This window comes from Vibrio sp. 1731, from assembly GCF_033339955.1.
Taxonomy (GTDB): Bacteria; Pseudomonadota; Gammaproteobacteria; order Enterobacterales; family Vibrionaceae; genus Vibrio; species Vibrio alginolyticus.
Window position 1 is genome coordinate 42,866 of the sequence record NZ_JAWOVO010000018.1, and the last position, 17,244, is coordinate 60,109.

11 protein-coding genes and 1 pseudogene are annotated in these 17,244 nt (G+C 42.1%); 4 read left to right on the top strand and 8 right to left on the bottom strand.

Annotation, left to right across the window (positions count from 1 at the left end; all coding sequences use genetic code 11):
* Nucleotides 1-28: 28 nt before the first annotated feature.
* Entirely contained in the window at nt 29-751 is a 723-nt protein-coding gene (locus R7035_RS18590) for a sulfite exporter TauE/SafE family protein (RefSeq protein ID WP_005390054.1), read from the bottom strand.
* A gap of 444 nt (nt 752-1,195) precedes the next feature.
* Here R7035_RS18590 and R7035_RS18595 point away from each other — a divergent pair, with 444 nt between their 5' ends.
* Entirely contained in the window at nt 1,196-1,726 is a 531-nt protein-coding gene (locus tag R7035_RS18595; RefSeq protein ID WP_005376513.1) for a prepilin-type N-terminal cleavage/methylation domain-containing protein, read from the top strand.
* A 49-nt stretch (nt 1,727-1,775) separates the two neighbouring features.
* Here R7035_RS18595 and R7035_RS18600 read toward each other — a convergent pair whose 3' ends face one another.
* Nucleotides 1,776-2,756 (bottom strand): chemotaxis protein, encoded by a 981-nt coding sequence (locus R7035_RS18600; protein WP_025998672.1) that lies wholly within the window; start codon nt 2,754-2,756, stop codon nt 1,776-1,778.
* A gap of 684 nt (nt 2,757-3,440) precedes the next feature.
* Here R7035_RS18600 and R7035_RS18605 point away from each other — a divergent pair.
* Nucleotides 3,441-4,049: a response regulator transcription factor gene (locus R7035_RS18605; protein WP_017821556.1), complete on the top strand. Its 609-nt coding sequence runs from the start codon at nt 3,441-3,443 to the stop codon at nt 4,047-4,049.
* On the opposite strand, the gene R7035_RS18610 is transcribed toward R7035_RS18605, so the two are convergent.
* From R7035_RS18610 to R7035_RS18630, 5 genes and pseudogenes are all read right to left on the bottom strand, one after another.
* Nucleotides 4,046-4,933, bottom strand: coding sequence for a LysR family transcriptional regulator (locus R7035_RS18610; RefSeq protein ID WP_033906494.1), 888 nt, complete (start codon nt 4,931-4,933; stop codon nt 4,046-4,048). The genes R7035_RS18605 and R7035_RS18610 overlap by 4 nt on opposite strands.
* A gap of 157 nt (nt 4,934-5,090) precedes the next feature.
* Nucleotides 5,091-6,461 (bottom strand): GGDEF domain-containing protein, encoded by a 1,371-nt coding sequence (locus R7035_RS18615; protein ID WP_053307630.1) that lies wholly within the window; start codon nt 6,459-6,461, stop codon nt 5,091-5,093.
* Between the two features lie 9 nt (nt 6,462-6,470).
* Entirely contained in the window at nt 6,471-7,067 is a 597-nt protein-coding gene (locus tag R7035_RS18620) for a response regulator transcription factor (RefSeq protein WP_017635347.1), read from the bottom strand.
* A complete protein-coding gene (locus R7035_RS18625) occupies nt 7,060-8,226 on the bottom strand; it encodes an EAL domain-containing protein (RefSeq protein WP_054577835.1) in 1,167 nt (388 codons plus the stop codon). Before R7035_RS18625 ends, R7035_RS18620 begins: the two co-directional genes overlap by 8 nt.
* Nucleotides 8,210-11,874, bottom strand: a pseudogene (locus R7035_RS18630) (ATP-binding protein). Before R7035_RS18630 ends, R7035_RS18625 begins: the two are co-directional and overlap by 17 nt.
* 447 nt (nt 11,875-12,321) lie before the next feature.
* On the opposite strand from R7035_RS18630, the gene ylqF reads away from it, so the two are divergent.
* Nucleotides 12,322-13,266, top strand: a complete 945-nt coding sequence (gene ylqF, locus R7035_RS18635; protein WP_005376521.1) for a ribosome biogenesis GTPase YlqF — start codon at nt 12,322-12,324, stop codon at nt 13,264-13,266.
* Between the two features lie 336 nt (nt 13,267-13,602).
* Nucleotides 13,603-14,784 carry an alpha-hydroxyketone-type quorum-sensing autoinducer synthase gene (gene cqsA / locus R7035_RS18640; RefSeq protein ID WP_017635350.1) on the top strand — a complete coding sequence of 394 codons (1,182 nt, stop codon included), beginning with the start codon at nt 13,603-13,605 and terminating at the stop codon, nt 14,782-14,784.
* Between the two features lie 103 nt (nt 14,785-14,887).
* On the opposite strand, the gene R7035_RS18645 is transcribed toward cqsA, so the two are convergent.
* Complete coding sequence (locus R7035_RS18645) at nt 14,888-16,933, bottom strand: response regulator (protein ID WP_137282685.1); 2,046 nt, start codon at nt 16,931-16,933, stop codon at nt 14,888-14,890.
* Nucleotides 16,934-17,244 lie beyond the last annotated feature (311 nt).

The window sequence follows — 17,244 nt, forward strand, 5'->3', positions numbered from 1 at the left end:
CCGCAGTGACTTTATGATGCAGATGGCATTATTGGCTCAACGCTTGTACGACGGCGGTAAAGCCACTCACAAAACACAACATAAGTGCCCCAAACCGAATCTTTTCTTTTGGTAACGACTGGGTAGTTTTCATTGCTAGCCAGTAACCAAGCGCCGCAGCAGGTAATAGAGGAATAGTAATGACCAAATGATGCAATGTGAAGAAGCCCACTGGGATTTGTACTATTAGTGAAATAATCGAACTGAAAACAAAAAAAGCCGATAAGTTGCCGCGTAACTGATTTGCTTCTTGATGCTGCAACAATAACGCCATCGGAGGGCCTCCAATCGCAGAACTGGTACCAAACAACCCAGAAAAGAAGCCAGCACATGTCATACGCGAAGGCGTAGGCTCAACCCGAAACGGTAAAACACTCACCAAGACTGCAAACAGCACCAACAAACCAATCCAAAGCGTGAGAGTTTGTGTAGATACAAAAAAGAGTAGCAAGCCACCAGCAATTGATCCCGGCACTCGCCCAATCAGCGCCATCTTTAAACCGCCGATTTCAACACTACTGCGGTGCTTCATCGCATTCATCAACGAGATAAACAACGCGACTAAACAGATTGGCGCAGGAACATATTCTGGTGCCCAAAGAATCAGTAAAGGTGCGGCAACAATAGCCAAGCCAAAACCGATTGCGGTCTGGACATAAGAGCCAAGAAATATCAAACCTATTGCAAGGAAGTTTATCGAATCGAATTCCATTTAGATTATTCTTATATTTGAAAAATAAACACAAAACCAAAGCACATTCGCATGATGAATACCTCAGGCATACTGCGATATGAATTCCGCGTAGCATTCATCAAAGTGAATAAAAAGACAATCCATTTGTGCGGTTCGCCCTCATTTGCATTTTGTATTTCATTCCGCTGATGTACATGTTTGCTTACATCGAAGAGGATTCATGCTCGCCTGTTCACGCAGCATTTCTTCAGCGGAATTAATGACCTCTTAAAATCTAGCCGAATTAGACCCGTGAATTCTCCGTAGCATTTAATGGATTCAGTCAATTAGTGCGGCGTCGGTATAGCACTTTACAACTCACCTCTTTATACTATTGATCGATTTATCATTACCGTACTTATTTACACAATAAACAAGTGTACGGTCAGCGTTTTTCTACCTTTAACTTGCTGTGAAAATAATATGAAAAAACAAACGGGATTTACTCTAATAGAGTTAGTCGTAGTTATTGTCGTGCTCGGTATTCTTGCTGTCACTGCCGCGCCACGCTTTTTAAACCTTCAAAGTGATGCACGTGAAGCTCGTTTGGAAGGAATGAAAGGCGCTATTGCGTCAGCATTAGGCGTCGGTTATGGGAAAATGGCGATTGCGGGATTGGAAAGCAAGCCTTACGTTTCAAACTTCGTAGACAGTGCTTTAATGGCAGATTTACCATTTGACGGCTGTAATATTGGTGGTTCAAAGCGCTGTGTTTTTTTATATGGATATCCTGATTCTGATAGCGAATCGATGAAGTTACTCGTGCAAGGACTGAACGAAGAAGACTCGGATTGGAAAACATTTCATCACCCGGCTGGTTCAACAACTCGCGAAATGGTCATTGCTGCAGCCGACGAAAAAAGAGCTAGCCTTACACAATGCGGAATTTTATATGGGCCACCGCAGACTCCAAACGAGAGTTACACCTTAGATATTCTTCCCTGCCCTCAATAAAAATAAGGCTGCCAATCAGCAGCCTTATTTGTTTCATCTGATCGGTTTTTTACGCAAAGTTAAACACGTATTTATCCATCATATTCACCATGCGGCCAATCTCTGGCTTGGTAATCGTATCATTTGCGCCAAGAGAGAGTGCTTTCGCTCGGTTATCCTCACTCATCAATGACGAGAACATAATGATCGGCATTTCATGAAACGCTTCGGTATCTCGTAGTCTCTTCACTAAGTGCATACCATCCATTCGAGGCATTTCTACGTCCGTAACCACCGCATCTAATAGCTCTTTAACTGGCAAGTTTTCTTCTTTCGCGACCTCGATTAAGCTCATTAATTTCTCATGAGCCTCACCACCGTCTTTACATGTGATCACATTGTAACCTGAAGAAGCTAATGTATCTTGAATCAAAGAGCGAATAAATGCTGAGTCATCCACCACCATGATCGTTTTAGCATTACGCTTACCCACCATTCTCTGGTTTAGATCCACCGACTTATCCCCTTTCACATCGTATTTTTCCATACTCAGCTCTGGGTTAATATCCGCGATGATTTTTTCAAAGTCGAGAATCATGATCAGGTTGCCTTCTTTGCGAACAACTGCTACTACACAATCTTGTTCGCCCGCTTCCAAAAACTGACTTGGTGATTCCACATCATTCCAAGAGATACGATGAATACGTGAAATACTATCAATCAGAAAGCCATTGGTCATTTTGTTGAAATCAGTAACGATAACAAACTTACGCTCTAGGTCCTGGCGTGTTGGTACACCTAACCAACCAGCTAAATCCACTAAAGGCGTCAGTACATCTCTGGATGAGAACACACCAATCATATGAGGTTGTGCGTTTGGATAATCGGTTGTTTCTGGCACGCGAATCACTTCTCGTACTTTCGCAACGTTAATGCCGTAATAACAAGTTTTTGTGCTGCCATCTGGCAATGTTTTTTCTAAATGAAATTCGATGATTTCAAGCTCATTGGTACCACTTTCTGTCAAAATGGTGCTGGTTACGTTACTCATAAAGCCAATTATCCAACCAAAAATACGCATCAGAAAAAGTTTGATGCAAACGCCATGAGAAGCCGTTCTCTGGCTAAAAATCCAAAAGTCCTTTGTAGTCGTTACAACAAAATTTGTAAACCATCAAAAGGACGGCTAACGCACATTTCCATACCAAACCATGTAAAATTGTCTCATTTTTGAACACGACATTATGAGTGGCCAAAGTGCGAATTAACACCTCCACTTTTAGCGGCAGAGTCAATGAAAAGTTTAGAAATAATTTGAAGTAATGTTCAGCGTCAATAGCCAAACCTATCTAACAGATATCATTACAAAGTTGGCTAGCGTGCTCATGCCTGGTGTAGAACACGCTCTCTTCAAGTGGCTTGGTATAAAACTGCGCTTGCTAACACACGGGTTTAAATCGAAGCGCTAGAAACATCACAAGAAAATCTGAAGGCGTAGAACACTGAAAGAGCACTTTCAGTTTGTTAATTTTTTGTCAGCGTAAGTTTTAAGCAATTATCCTATCACTAGGTATTTCAATACCTGACATCGCTATTCCCATAATCAAGACACTGATTTTCACTTTTGGAAAGAGTCATTTTCCTTCCTCTTAGCAAGGTTTTTCCTACAATCCTATTCATCCAATTGCGCTGTCGCCTGACAGCACACTAGTTGATGTATTAGGTGAGGTTCACTTTGAATAATGTTCTTATTATCGACGCTCAACCATTGTATAGCGAAGCACTTGCTTCTCTAGTTGAATCTGTAATCAACGCAGCTGAAGTGATTCAAACCACTGACAGTGCGGAAGTGATGGATCTTGTTCGAGGCCAAAAGATTGATTTGATTATTTTAGACGTAGTGCTTGGCGACCGCGATGGTATGCGTTTAGCCAAAAACATTTTAGCGACGGGATATCGTGGCCGACTGTTATTTGTTTCTTCACGTGACTACTCGAGTCTTTCTAAAGCCGCGTACGAAATGGGCGCAAACGGCTTCTTAAGCAAACATGAAACAAGAGAGACCATTATTGACGCAATTGTGAGTGTTTCACGCGGTTACTCAATGTTTAAGTCGACTCACACACCATCGTCGGGTAACGTAACACTTTCAAATCGCGAAGCCATGGTGTTCCATTATCTTGTACAAGGCTACTCAAATAAGAAGATTTCTGAACAACTTTCACTCAGCGCTAAAACAATCAGCACCTACAAAACGCGTATTCTGAAAAAGTACCATGCGGACACGTTGATTGAACTTCTGCATACTATCCCTCAGTCAGAAAACATTGAGTTTTGCCGCTAAGCGCTCATGTATTTTGCAATAGCACCGATTAACAACTGGTGCATTGCATCATGTCTTAAGCTTTGCTTCACCTGTACAACCACTTTTGGCCAGCCATCTGGGTAAAAATGCTCTGGCACTCTTATAAATTTATATCCATCAATTGGCGCCTGATATTCAAGTAACACGGTTGCGGCGCTTTTTTGCTTAATTAGCTTCAATACGCTGCTTACGTTGTCTAGAGCCGCAATACGGTTGATGACCATACCGTGGCTTTCCATTGCACGCTTAACGAGCTGCTCTTTCTCTTTCCAACCGATAATCTCTAACATGATAAAGGGAAGTTTGGCCGCTTCTTCCAGGGTGGTAATTCCCAGCTCTTCAGGGACAACTACCACAGCAGGCGCATAGCCGATGAACTTCTGATAAACAGATTTCGGAACATCCTCGTTGAAGTAATGTAACTGCGCATCCACTTTGCCTAGGATTATCTCTTCTATCGTATACTCTGTAATCGTTGCTATCGAAATGTGCGCCTTGGGAAACAGCACCATTAAATCCATTGCAAGTAAATGCCCAAATGAGTATTGAGCGGTTTGCGGTAAACAAATGGTGATGTCTTTTTCGTAATTTTCCGGTTCAAACTCATCTCTAATTAGACAAGTTTCAAGCTTCTCGAGTGCATCGGAAATTTTAGGTAATTGACGTTTTAAATAGTCCGTCGGTTCCATGTGATGAGGATGCCGAATAAACAATTCATCGTTTAGCTGGAGTCGCAATCGGGCAAGGTATTTGCTAATTGACGCTTCACTCTTCCCCATCGCTTTCGCAACGGGCTTGAGCTGACGGTGCTTATCCAGTAAGACAAGTATTTTAAGTAAGTTTAAGTCGAGATCTTTGTTCACGTGCGACACCAGATGTAAGGTCGAGAATAAATAGAGCAATCACTATTTGTTGACTGCTCTAATATAAAAGACCACTCATTCTGTTTGGTCAAATTAATCAAACAGTTATGTCATGGTTATGTTCCGTAACTTAACATTTAGTCAATACTAGACCTGCTTAATGGGACTTTTGTCTGTGTTTTTTCATCTCATAGAGATCTTCATCTGCACGTACAATAACGTCCTGAAGCGTTTCGTGTAATTCATTCGCCGCGATACCAGTACTCACACTAACTTCGATATCCAAGGTTTTTAGTCGGTTATCTTTAACGACACTACGAAGCTTCTTCGCCAATATTGAAGATTGGCTGATACTGCAACCCGGCAGAATCGCAACAAACTCATCACCACCAGTTCGAACTAGATAATCACTATTTCGAAACACTTTAGACATAGCATCAGCAATAATCCCAATAACTTCGTCCCCTACATGGTGACCGTAATGGTCATTGATTCGCTTGATCCTATCGCCATCTATTGCAATGACGGAATATGGCGCGGTTTCCAAACGACGTTTGAATTCGCTATCTTGAAAGACTCTGCGGTTAAACAATCCCGTTAAATCATCTTTCGTCACGTTCGTCAGTGCTTTCGCGAGGCGAAGTTGGCTCTCTTTAGATTCATAAGCTTTGTTGTAATACGCTAAGGTTACGAAAAAGAAGATGATAAACAAGAACACGTAATCCAATACAATTTTGCTGAATGGGTACATGTAAACGATAAGATTGTTGTTGTCTGCGACATATGATTGGGTGTACGCGAATGATGGAAAGGGGTAGCCAGCGAAATAAATCACCATTTGTTTGTTCCCATTCGCTATTTGAACATCCACCGCTTTCCCATCATTATAAAGCGGCGAGAGGTATAATTGTTCCGAGAACTCTCCCACTAACTCACCTTGAAAGTAAACCGGACTCATGATGCTTATCGCCATGTCATCGGAGTATGTCGTTTTAAATGGTAGGGAAAACAATACCCGGTCCGTTAGTTGCTCTTTCCACGCGGCTAACACACAAGAATAGTTACTTTTACACCAATCAACATCAAATGTGGCTTTCACTCCCTCTAGCGCTTCAATCGGTCTCTCTAAGATGAGTTTGTTTCCAGTATAAGAACGAAAATACATAACGGCATTTTGTCGATTGAACGCATTTGATAAATACGCTTCAGCCTGATGAAGCGATTTCCGTGCAACAGCTTCAACGTAATTAAGTTTTTCATAACGTGACAGGGAGTAAATCGCATCTTGAAAGCTCAGCTCTGTTTGCGCTTCTACTTCACTCACGCTCATGCCTTTGTATTGCTCGAGCTGCGCTTCCGTCAATAGCCCCATGAGAATTACTTTTTGTTTTATTTTGGCTAAATTATTCGCGTAAGTGTTGAACTGCTTTACTTCATAAGAAATTAACACCGCACCAATCATTGTGACAGAAGTGACGAATAGTAATGTTGCGATGAAAAGAGACAACGCGATACTTTTAAGTGTCATGATGCGGTCTTACGCCCCCGCCACTCTTGTTAGCTCAACAATGTTCTTTACGTTAAATTTATCCAATAGACGGCGTTTGTATGTGCTGACTGTTTTATCACTTATTGATAGCACTGAAGCGATTTCTCTATTGGACTTTCCTTGTAATAAATACTTCATTACTGCACTTTCTCTGCTTGAAAGTTGTGGCATTTCTCGAACGCTGTTAACAACTTGCTTAAATTTGAAGAAGGTATACCCCTTCTCTACCGCTTCTATCGCGTCTTTAAGAATGTCGTGATTTTCCGATTTACACACATAGCCATCAGCGCCAGAACGAAAAGCCATTTGGCTGTACATTTGGCTAGTTTCAGCGGAGAAGAAAATGACTTTGCCTTCATAACCATGGGATTTGATACGTTTGTAGAAATCAAACCCATCGCAATCTGCCAAGTTCACATCTAAGATCAACAGTTGAATTTCTTCCTTTTTCAATATTTGTAATGCCATCTTCGCTGATGTTGCAGTAAATACCCCATTTGTTTTCCCTAACTCTTCCAACAATGACTTGATTGCAACACAAACGAGAGGATGATCGTCAAAGATCAAGTAATTCAATTTATTCATATCTTTCATTTAGTATGGTTATGGCTTCTAGTGGCATGGGTTTATCAATGTAGAAGCCTTGGCAAAGATCAATCCCATACTCACGTATCGCTTGCAGTGTGACTTCGTCTTCAATACCTTCCGCGACCAGTCGTATATTCAAACTTTTCGCTAACGCGCAAATAGCAACAACGATGTTGCGTTTTTTGATGTCGCATTCGACACCTTGTACAAACGAACGATCGATTTTTAACTCGTTGAATGGCAGTTGAGCCAGTTTTTCAAACGTCGATGACCCCGTGCCAAAATCATCTATTGAGACAGTGACACCGTTCATCCTCAACTTGAGTAAATTCTTGTACAGGGACGCGCTAGTCTGAAATGTATCTCGCTCTGTAATTTCAATGGTGATTTGTGATGGGTCAATCTCGCTCTCTAAACATTGCTGTAAAAAGTAATGAGAGAACGCCGTATCTTCTATGTTTTCATGGTCTACATTGATGGATACGTTTTGCGTCAATCCGCGGTGTTTCATGTCATAGATAACATTACTCAATACAGCTTGAAACAACTCTCCAGAAAGGCGGCAACGCTCTACAATTGGCAAAAAATAATGAGGGGGTAACACACCATAAATAGGATGATTCCAACGCGCGAGCGCTTCATACCCAAGCACTTCCCCACTTTGCACATCGACTAAAGGCTGGTAATAATTTTTCACTCGCCCTTCAGCCAGAGCAAACAGGAATTCTTGATCTTCCACTTCAATAGGTTGAGCAAAGCTGACTTGTTTCGCTTTTTCATCTTTTATTTTACCCAACAAATCAACGACTTCATTTTCATCGTATGGCTTAGGCAGCTTCCCTAATACTTCAAAGCTAAATCCCTCGCACATGGCTCTTACCGCAGAAATAATGGTCAATTCCATTGCACTGACCAGTACAACTTGCCCCTGGTACTGGACTTTATCGAGCATTTCCATCATATCGATGCCGTCTTTTCCGGGCATTTGGATATCACAAAAAATTACGTCAAAATGTTGTTCCTGCACACTCTGAATAGCGGCATCCACACAGTTAAAAGGGATGACTTGCGCGCAATAGCGATCCAATATTTGCGTAAGTATTGTGGTTTGTAGCGGATGGTCATCAATCACCATCACATTAAATTGTGTATTCATTTGTCTCTACCCAATAGTTTATGTTTTCGATCTCCTGCTCGATTCGTAAAATTAGCTCCGCTGTTCGCCTGTCAAACTCCGCAGCAGTAACTCGTTCTGCCTCAATGCAAAGCTCAGTCAGCATGCTTACCCCTATCGCCCCAACCGCTCCTTTGATGCCATGAATGACCCGTTTTTTGTCTCGCTCAGTCGATGCGGCGTTTAAGTTTTTTATATCTGTAGACATTGATTGACTAAACACGCGCGCAATCTCTTTTGCGTCCTGTGCTTTGAACCGTTTAATCCAGCCGGGCAGCCTACCCCTCTCTTTTTCGCCAATAAATGGAATCAAAACGGTTTTTAATTGATTAAGGTCATAGGGCTTGTAGAGCACATCATCAATGCCGATATCCTGTGTGCGCTCAATGGCAAGACGAGCATCTTCTGCTGTCACACCGATGATTGGAATTGCTTTAAATTCGGAGTTTTTCACGTGCCTAACAAGCTCATAGCCATCCATTTCTGGCATATGAAAATCGGTCAGCAGCAACACAACGTTTTCATCTTGGTTGATGTATTCCCATGCTTCGCGGCCGTTATTCACAATGACAGGTTCGATTCCAAGTTCATGAAGCTGCATTGCTATCACACTTTGGTTAATGGGATTATCTTCTGCGACCAGTACCGTGCCGAGAACCCAAGAAACCACTTCTTGATTTACGTCACTAAGCTTGGTTTCTTGCTGCGTTTGGCTGAGCAAATTGAACAATGTATCTGGATATTGAATCTCTCTTAGCGTAAGACTGCCAAGTACCCTTTGTTCGTCACGCAGCATTAGGCCATTAAAACTGGCATCGCTGTCGTGTATAGGGTGAAGGTTCGCCACCATTGTTTTTAACGTCGCTGGACGCATTTTCCACGCGTCACACCACTGGCGAATATTAAGTGGTAAGCTCTCGCTATACGTCCAGTTCAAACAAACGTCTGGCTCAGAGTCGCAATGCTCAATTGGCAGTCTGACAGTAATCGTCGTGCCCAAGCCAAATTGTGAATCGATGTAGAGCACGCCGCCCATGCAGTCGATCAATCGGTCAACAATGCTTAGCCCCAATCCAGTACCGCCATATTTACGCGTAATAGTGTCATCCGCTTGAACAAAAGGATTGAGAATGCCTTCGAGTTGGTCATCCGTCATGCCGATACCTGAATCCGCCACTTTCAAAATAAGCTGCTTTTCATGAAGAATGACACTGATTCCAACCTCTCCTTCGGCAGTGAATTTCACCGCATTGGAGAGTAGATTGGTGGTAATTTGCACCAATCGCAGCGCGTCGATTTCAATGAAAGCATTCGAAAATGGTTTGATTGTCACTTTGTAATCCAAACCTTTCGCAAGCGCTCGTGGTTCAAAGCTTCGAAACACATCGCACAAGGTTTTAAGCAAGTCGGTCTTAACTGGGGCGACGGTTAAGTGCCCTGCCTCTAACTTTGAATAATCCAGTACTTCGTCTACTAGCGTATTCAAATGATTGAGCGAGCGTATGGCTTGGGCAATTAACTCGCGATTTGAATCTGCCGTCACTTGGCGATTTAGCAAATCGAGGATGCCGTGTGCTGCCGACAATGGCGTTCTTAATTCGTGACTCATGGTTGCCAAAAAGTTTTCGCGCGCACGTACCGCGGTTTGCGCTTCTTTTTGCGCATCGATTAACGCCTGCTCACGTTCTTTTTGCTGGGTAATATCTTGAATAACAGTCAGTACAAACTTGTTCTTACCGCTAGGAGAAGCGATGACTTTGCGTTCTCGATATACATGTTTAATATCAAGTTCACAGCCCGACGAGGCAACCTCTTCTGAAATACGCTTTCCAGCGATAACAGTGGTTAGTTCATCAAAATTATTCACCAGAGGAGCGTGCGCAGAATCACTTTTCAACTTACATTGTTGGCACTGTTTACTGTTGTAGTTGGCACAATTGCTCATCTCCATATGGTTATTTTCACTATGGATAAAAACCAAGCTATTGATCTCTTTGATGATGTCCATCAGCCATTGCTTTTCCGCTTCCTCATTGTCAGCATTAAATTCGGCTAACCTCACTTTAAGTCGCATGTGAGATAAGATGAAATACGCCGCAATTAACATGAGACAGAATATGAATGAACCAGCAACAACAAATGTAGCGATCTGCTCCGCGTCATAGCCATAAGTCAGTTTGAAGCTTCGGTGAGAACGCAGCAGTTTTTCGATCTCGTTAGAATCAATGGTTTCGATGATGCTGTTCAACATGTGTTGCAGTTGTGTATTGTGGTTTGCAACCGCAAATGCATTAGAGAACGTCAAAACGTCCTCCGCATTGATCACCAAGCCATTGACTTGATCTTGTGCAATCATGTTGTGAACGATGTCGTCAGGAATGTAAGCCACATCCAAAACGCCCGATTTCAAATCGGTAAGCAGCTTCTTCAAATCATCATAATGATCAACTTGGCCTTGCTGCCAAGTGCCCAAATGAACTAACCCTTGCTTTTTCAAAGTGAGCAGAATACCCGCTTCTTTCAGTGCAGATTTATCGCGCTTGCTCTGCTCCGCTTGGATAGCCACGTAATTACTGTGCATGAATGGTTTAGTGAACAACCAATCTGACTTAGGTAGCTCACCCACATAAGAGATGGGGACTATATCGGCATCAAATGCCGTTAATCCATTGGAAAGGCTCGACGTCGGTTTCACATACTTAAAGCTCAAGCCAGTACGAGACTGCAATAAGTCGATGAAGTCTGGAAAGAAACCGTCTAACTCACCCGTTTGCGAATCTCGGTAGAGAAACGGATAAGCTTCGTCACTGCTGCTGTAAGTTATCACTAGTTTGTTTTGATGATTACGTCGGTAATCTACCAATAACTTATCACTGATATGGTAAGGATTTTTCGAGGCGACGGAGCGAATGTTTTTTCCATTTTGCTCCCACTGAAGGATTTTGTTGATGTCATCGATCAGACTCTGTTTGTCCAACGAAGCGATAAAACTCACCTCTTCGTTTTTCAACCAACTGGGAATATCGACAACCCCTTTTACAATGTCATTCAAATCCAAATATTGGGTAATACCAACATAAGTGTAAATCAGCGCGTTCGCTTTACCTCGCTTAACTTCATTAAACGCCTCTAAACGTGTTTTAACGTAATGTATCTTATCGATACCGCGTTCAGTGAGGTTGTCACAATACACACTGCCCTCAACACACACCCATTTAAGATCACGCGCATCACTATCTCGGTAAGTGGCATTCCGATACCAAACAGCGATAGTGCTCGAAAAAAAGGCATCGAAAACAAGAAACGCTTTTCTCTTGCTGCTGTTTTACTAAATCCAACCGCACCATCAATCCTCTTGCTTTCGACATCCGCAAGTAAAGACGGAATATGCTTGTAAGTCCGAAGTTCTAACTCATAATCCAGAGCTTTAGTAATGTTAGACAAATACTCAAGACTAATTCCGTACGAAGGACCAACGCTACCGTCAAACGAGTCTTTAGCTTCGTCTTGCGCAATAACACCAACGATGACCTTCGGTTTAGGACTCGGTTTGGCAGTTGAGCAAAAAGAACTCGCTAAAAAAATTAAGGCGACGGACGATACCGTAATACTTCTAAGAATACTGAGCATGACTGCTTCCTCTGAATGGAAGCTCAGACTAGTTTTTGTCAGATAAAAGTCAAACTTCGCTCAATAGCGAAATAAAAATAAAATTTTGATATAAAAGCAGAAAACCAAAATTCGTCAGAACAATCTGACAACACAATCCACCTTTGACTACACAGCGTTTGCGTTCGGTCTCTCACCCAGACGGATATTCACTGCGAGTCGGTATACATAAGGGATGTGTGCTTTTAGGTTTGCACGCCATAGCTTTTTACTTTCATCTTGAATGATTCATCATCATTCCATGATAAACTGACGCATTAACATGAAAGAAAGCTCAACTCCGCGGTTTCGAGCAGCTTGAAGTAAACACAGTTTTAGAAAATGCGTTCTAGTATTGTGTCACTCAAGATTCACATTGCTACTTTTACAACCGCTGGAGCATTAGAAAAATTAAGGTATTAAATTCAAATGGTTAATAACTCAATCCAGTGGTTTCCTGGCCACATGCACAAAGCACGTAAAGAGATCGAAGAAGCAATCCCTCAAGTGGATGTGATCATCGAAGTACTGGATGCTCGTATTCCTTTCAGTAGTGAAAACCCTTTGATTTCTCAAATCCGTGGTGACAAACCTGTCGTTAAAGTTTTGAACAAACGTGATTTGGCCGATCCAGAGTTAACTCAACTGTGGATTGAGCACTTGGAGCAAGAGCAACATGTAAAAGCAATGGCGATCACGACTTCTGAACCACAAGAAGTACATCGAATCATGGAGCTTTGCCGCAAACTTGCCCCACACCGAGAAGAAATTGGTAAAAACATTCGCACCATGATCATGGGTATCCCAAACGTTGGAAAGTCGACGATCATTAACACCCTCGCAGGCCGAACAATCGCTGTAACAGGTAACCAACCCGCGGTTACACGTCGTCAACAACGTATCAACCTGCAAAATGGCATCGTATTATCTGATACTCCAGGGATTTTATGGCCAAAAGTGGAAAATCCACACAGTGGCTTCCGCCTTGCGGCTACTGGCGCGGTAAAAGATACAGCGATGGAATATGACGAAGTCGCATTCTATACCATTGAATACCTAGCAGCTCATTATGCAGACAAGCTTAAAGAGCGTTATCAAATTGAAGAGCTTCCAGAATCAGATATCGAGATCATGGAAGAAATTGGTCGTCGCCGCGGTGCACTACGTGCAGGTGGACGTGTTGACTTGCACAAAGTATCAGAGATCTTATTGCACGAACTTCGTCAAGGCACTTTGGGCCAAATTACATTAGAACGCCCAGAAATGATCACTCAAGAGCTGATTGAAGTCGAGATTGAAACCGCCCGTAAAGAAGAAGAGAAAGCGAAGCGTAAAGAAGAGCGTCGTAAGCGCTATTTACGTAATAAGCGATAAGCTTGTCTCTTATCTACTCATGTTTCAAGGCGCGATTTTCGCGCCTTTTTTGTTATCTAATGCGCCCATTTTTTCACTTTTCAAACTTTATATTCCTCATCCAAAATCCCAGATATGAAGCACGAAAAAACACCGCAAAATCGCCGTATAAACTTTAAGCACAAACTAGTTTAGACCCCGGGCCCCTATAGAGTTACAGCCACCATCCAACCCTCAAATGTCGAGTTTGCAAGGGTCTGCAAACTTATGCAACCTGGTTAGTGACACTCTCCCCAAAATCCGCAATATGAATAAGTGTCAGCGCTGGCGTTTTTCCATATGAAGAAGAGATTTATTATGAGTGAAACTATACAAAGCAAACCACTTCCCTCCTTTATCGAGGAACGCCTAGATTTTTATATTCAAGATCTAATCGAACCGAATGAGAACAAAAAACACCTTGTTCTTGGTAAACGCCCACCGTGTAATGCCGTTGTCCTGCAAAGCAATGATTACCTTGCACTGTCTCATAATAAGGAGATTCAAAACGCGCATCGTGATGCGATTTCCCAGCACGATGACAACGTCGTGATGTCCGCGATTTTCTTACAAGACGATGAATCGAAACCTGTATTTGAAACGCAACTAGCCAGTTTCGTTGGTATGCCTAGTTGTCTACTTTCTCAATCTGGTTGGGCTGCGAATGTCGGTTTATTGCAGACTATTTGTGCACCGAACATACCTGTGTACATTGATTTCTTTGCACATATGTCTTTGTGGGAAGGCGCACGTATTGCCGGAGCACAAATTCATCCGTTCATGCATAACAACACCAGTCACCTAAGAAAACAGATTTCACGTCACGGTTCAGGGATCATTGTTGTGGATTCGGTTTACAGCACTATCGGGACCATCGCTCCTCTACGTGATATCTACGAAATAGCACAGGAGTTTGACTGCGGCCTGGTTGTAGATGAATCACACTCTTTAGGTACACACGGTCCACAAGGTGCGGGGATACTGCAGGGTCTTGGCTTAACTCATAAGGTAGATTTTATTACCGTTAGTCTTGCCAAGACATTTGCTTATCGTGCTGGCGCGATTTTAGGCCCAGAAAAACTGGCGAAGACGCTTCCATTTGTGGCGTACCCTGCAATATTTAGTTCTACCGTATTACCGCAAGAGATCATTCGGCTAGAGAAAACACTGGACGTCATAAGAAAATCAGATGATAAGCGAGATATTCTGTTTGAAAGAGCCAAGTCTTTAGCCGTTGGTTTAAAACGCATTGGATTTACTATTCGCAGTGAATCACAAATTATCGCATTAGAATGTGGTAACGAGAGAAACACTGAGCGAGTCCGCGACTTTCTCGAAGAGCGAAATGTTTACGGCGCAGTGTTTTGCCGCCCTGCAACTGGAAGGAACAAAAACATCATCCGTTTTTCAGTCAATGCAGACATGACAGCTGCTGAAGTTGATCATGTACTCACTGTCTGCCAACAAGCATTTGCACACCCTGACTTAGAGTTTGTGTAAGTTAGTGTGTAGATAAAACTAAAGAGCTCAACAGTTTTGCTGAGCTCTTTATTCGTGTTATTCGTTGTGAGCAACTCGCCTCAAGAAAACAAGTCGCGAATGATTAGATCCAGTTTGCGATTTTATCGAACAAACGATTTTTATCCGCCGGTTTTACGATGAAGTCAGACATACCCGAAGACCCAATTTTGTCCAACGTGACAGGTGAACTATCCCCTGTATGCGCAATAATAGGTACCGACGCATAGTTTTTATCCGAGCTTCGAATTCGCCTAGACGCTTCTACACCATCCATAATTGGCATTTCGATATCCATCAGAATGAGATCAACATCTTCTTGCTCTAGTGTATCCAGAGCCTGCTGCCCGTCTTCTTTCTGAATCACTTCAAAGCCTTGCTTTTCAAGTAACATTGCCGTGAATTTACGCAAAGATTCATTATCATCCACGACCATAATTGTGCGCTTATTTGAATTATCTAACGTCACCGAGGCCGTTGGTGTCGATACATAGCTTGAATCATATAAGAGACGCTCAATAGTTGGTTTAGTATTCAATAACCAGGCTTGCGTTTCGATCCAAATAGGTTCATATGCAGCCTTACGTGCTCTCTGAGTCGGATGATGCTCAAAAAGATAAACTATGCGTGCTTCAGTGAAAGACAAGAGAGATTCTAATCTATCCAATTGGTTTGCTCTTGGATCTAAGCTCTCAAGATCGATAAAAATCAGATCGAATTCGAACTCGTACTCTTTCTTTTTGAGTACTTGGTTGGCATCTAAAATCGTCGAGTCAAAGCCCATAAAACGGCTAATATCAGTTACTTTAGACACCAAGATATCTTGGCTAGTCACCGTTAGAATGGTTTTGAGTTTAGTCAGATCGTTTTTGATTTCAGTAACGGTATCAGATGTCGTTAGTGGGAAAGTTAACGTAAATTGAGACCACTCTCCTAACTGAGATTGACACTCAATGTTCCCCCCAAATGAACGCATGACTTTTTTACAAAACGGTAGGCCCAAACCATAACTTCCTGATTTGCCGGTGGTGTAAAAGTCTTGAAAGATATTGCGTAGAACATCAGGAGCAATACCAGCACCATTATCGGTTACAACAATTTGATTAAAGCGTTCTGAACTTATCATGGATACATGTATGTGAAAATCTTCAGATTTACGGTGATGGAAGGCATTCTTGAAAAGATTATACATAACGTATTTAAGCAGCGTATCACTACCTAGAAACTCAAACTCACTTCTCGCATCCAACGATATGGCAAATCGATCAGTGGCACGTTTATAACTGAAGCTTTCAATTGCCTGTTCAACGACCGAGTGAGCTGAATATTTTTTGAAGCTAGAACGAGAAACTCGATTTTCATCAATCGAAGTCAGCAATAAATCGATGGTTTCATTACCCGATTGGATAATGTTCATTGCATCCTGACTCACTTCACGTAATAAGGTGACATCTTCTACACTCATGACGTACTGCTCTTTTCCTGCCTCTTTCATGTTGGGCAAGATCGACTGGATAACATCTATTGAAGTGCAAAGCCCACTCAACGGGTTACGCATTTCATGTGCAATCCCTGCCCCGAATGATTTTGCCAGCGAGACTTTTGCTTCATGTTCAACTTGGTTACGAAAATAGAACAAATTACCGAAGACATAAATAAACAGAAAGATTGGCACATGAGTCCAATCCATGGTCAGGTCCAGATGGAACCCTTTTGCAACCCAAGCGAAGAATGTGGCCAAGCCTATCCCAGCAAAGGTTTGAGCAAACATGACCCTAGTAACATGAACCAGTAAAATGTGTAAGAAAATTGCAGACATAAACGACATAACCCATACATTGGACCAGTCATTCATCAGTAACATATAAAAAAAGAAAAACGGTAAACACAGCGTTATCGTCACTTGGTAATAAATAGGAACATAATCTCTCCAAGTCGATGATAAGCGGTTTCTAAAAATGATTCCGAAAAACAATAACGAACAAAACAATCTAAGGGGTAAATTTTCATAAGCCTGTGGAAAGGCAAACTCCCAGACAAAGTAGTACAGCGGAAAGCCAAGAAACCCCATCCAGCCAACGAGAGTTAGGTTTGGTTCTGCATATTGATAAACCTTACGTATCGAGTCCATATAATCTGTTTTGCTTACTCCGCCTGACGCACAATAGTGTGATTTTTATTCACTTTTATCGTTTTATTATTAACTAATTATATATTAATCATCATTTATAAGCAGCGCGAAATGACGTAAACAGCTCGCAATACTTATCTTTAGTTTCAATCTTTTAAGACAGCTACACTTGATTTACAACCAAATAAACAAAGTTGCATATAGTTTAGTGCAATTTTGCGATAATCGCTCTGTATCCAATTGGATGTTAATCTCATTTTGTGTAAGAAACTTAAGTCGCGCCTTTGGCACGACTTTCCAACGATTCAAAA

Excerpts from the sequence above, each read along its gene's own strand:
- R7035_RS18620 (WP_017635347.1), bottom strand. The coding sequence starts at position 7,067 with ATGAATAAATTGAATTACTTGATCTTTGACGATCATCCTCTCGTTTGT.
- R7035_RS18590 (WP_005390054.1), bottom strand. The coding sequence starts at position 751 with ATGGAATTCGATTCGATAAACTTCCTTGCAATAGGTTTGATATTTCTT.
- R7035_RS18645 (WP_137282685.1), bottom strand. The coding sequence starts at position 16,933 with ATGGACTCGATACGTAAGGTTTATCAATATGCAGAACCAAACCTAACT.
- ylqF (WP_005376521.1), top strand. The coding sequence starts at position 12,322 with ATGGTTAATAACTCAATCCAGTGGTTTCCTGGCCACATGCACAAAGCA.
- R7035_RS18615 (WP_053307630.1), bottom strand. The coding sequence starts at position 6,461 with ATGACACTTAAAAGTATCGCGTTGTCTCTTTTCATCGCAACATTACTA.
- R7035_RS18595 (WP_005376513.1), top strand. The coding sequence starts at position 1,196 with ATGAAAAAACAAACGGGATTTACTCTAATAGAGTTAGTCGTAGTTATT.
- R7035_RS18600 (WP_025998672.1), bottom strand. The coding sequence starts at position 2,756 with ATGAGTAACGTAACCAGCACCATTTTGACAGAAAGTGGTACCAATGAG.
- cqsA (WP_017635350.1), top strand. The coding sequence starts at position 13,603 with ATGAGTGAAACTATACAAAGCAAACCACTTCCCTCCTTTATCGAGGAA.
- R7035_RS18625 (WP_054577835.1), bottom strand. The coding sequence starts at position 8,226 with ATGAATACACAATTTAATGTGATGGTGATTGATGACCATCCGCTACAA.